Below are 2,080 nucleotides of genomic sequence, written 5' to 3' on the forward strand. Positions count from 1 at the left end.
GGTCGGGGGTGCCGTCCGCGTCCACCGTGACGGTGGGCACGTCGGTGTCCGGGAGCGTGACGCCGTCTGCGGTGATCAAGCAGACCGGGCGGGCGTCGGTGAGTGTGTAGGCGAGCCGTTCGGCCGGGTAGCCGGTGTCGAGGGGCAGGTAGGCGGCGCCCGCGCGGTGGACCGCGAGGAGGGACACCACGAGGGCGAGTGAGCGGGGCAGTGCCACGGCTACGACCGCCTCGGCCCGCGCTCCCCGCGCGGCGAGCGCGTGCGCCAACCGCTCGACGCGCAGGTCGAGTTCGGCGTAGGTGAGGGCGGTGTCCTCGAAGACGACCGCTGTGGCCTCGGGGGTGCGGACGACCTGGGCGCGGAAGAGTTCCGGGAGGGTGAGGTCGGGGACGGTGCGTGCGGTGTTGTTCCAGTCGGTGAGGACGAGGGAGCGTTCGTCATCGCGCAGGACGTCGAGTGCGCCGACTCGTCGGTCCGGGTCCGTGGCGACCTGAGCGAGCAGCAACTCAAGCCGCTGGGTGAGGAGTTCGGCGGTCGACTCGTCGAAGAGGTCGGCGCTGTACTCGATCCAGCACCGCATGCCGTCCTCGCCCTGCTCGACGAAGTCGAAGCTGAGGTCGAACTTGGCGCCCTGCTGGCCGAGTTCCTCACGGCGGGCGGTCAGACCGGTCAGGGCTGGAGTGGCACCCTCGTCGTCGAGGTGGACGACCATCACCTGGAACAGCGGGTGCCGGGCCAGCGAACGGGCCGGGTTGACCGCCTCCACCAGCCGCTCGAAGGGCAGGTCCTGGTGCTCGTAGGCGGCGAGGTCGGCGTCCCGGACGCGGGCGAGCAGGTCGGCGAACGTGGGGTCGCCGGACAGATCGGTGCGCAGGACAAGGGTGTTGACGAGGAAGCCGACGAGGTCTTCGAGGTGTTCGTCGCCCCGACCGGAGATGGGTGCGCCGAGCGGGATGTCGTCCCCCGCACCGAGCCGGTGCAGCAGCGCGGCCACGGCGGCCTGGGTGACCATGAACATACTCACGCCGTGTCGACGGGCCAACGCCCGCAGCTGTCGGGTCCGTTCGGGAGGGAGGGTCAGTCCGACGGCGCCACCCTGGTGACTGCTCTCCAGCGGGCGGGGCCGGTCGACGGGCAGTGCCAGCTCGTCCGGCAGGCCCGCCAAGGCGTCCTGCCAGTAGGCGAGTTGACGGGACTGGCGGCTGTCCGGGGCGTCTGCGTCACCGAGCGCCTCGCGGTGCCAGAGGGCGTAGTCGGCGTACTGCACAGGCAGCGGGGCCCACTCGGGCGCCCGTCCCTCGCGGCGGGCCGCGTACGCGGTGGCCAGGTCCCGCCACAGCGGGCCGTCGGACCACTGGTCGCCGGCGATGTGGTGCAGCACCAGCAGCAGGACGTGTTCGTCGTCGCTCACCTCGAACACGTGGGCACGGAGCGGGAGTTCGCGGTCGATCTCGAAGCCGCGCGCGGCGGCCTCGGCGAGATGGGCAGCCAGTTCGATCTCCGTGACGCGGCTGTGGTGGAGGGGCACGGACGCCTCGTCCAGCACGACCTGGTGGGGGCGGCCGTCCCGTTCGGGGAAGACCGTGCGCAGGCTTTCGTGTCGTACGGCGAGGTCGTTCAGGGCGGCGGACAGGGCGTCCCGGTCAAGTGTGCCGGTGAGTCGCCAGGCAGCCGGGATGTTGTACGTGGCTCCCGGGCCCTCGATCCGGTGCAGCAGCCACAGCCGCTGTTGGGCGTAGGAGAGCGGGAGTTCGTCGGGCCGCTCGGCGGGGACGAGAGCGGGCAGTCCGCCGGCTCGGTCGTCGAGGCGGGCCGCGAGGAGCGCGGGCGTGGACGCCTCGAAGACGGTCCGGACGGTGAGGTCGGCGCCAAGTACCGTACGCACGCGGCTGACCAGGCGCATGGCGAGCAGGGAGTGGCCGCCGAGGGCGAAGAAGTCGTCGTCGGCGCCGACGCGTTCGAGGCCGAGCACGTCGCCGAAGAGTCCGGCGAGGATCTCTTCGCGCGGGCTGCGGGGCGAAGTGCCCGCGTCCGTACCGGTGATGGTCGTGAAGTCGGGGGCGGGCACTTCGCCCCGCAG

1 protein-coding gene is annotated in these 2,080 nt (G+C 72.1%); it reads right to left on the reverse strand.

The features are described 5' to 3' along the window. A partial coding sequence (locus tag AC31A1_RS50635; protein WP_489659787.1) for a condensation domain-containing protein occupies positions 1–2,080 on the reverse strand: 2,080 nt, incomplete at both ends.

This window comes from Streptomyces sp. P5F9, from assembly GCF_057961495.1.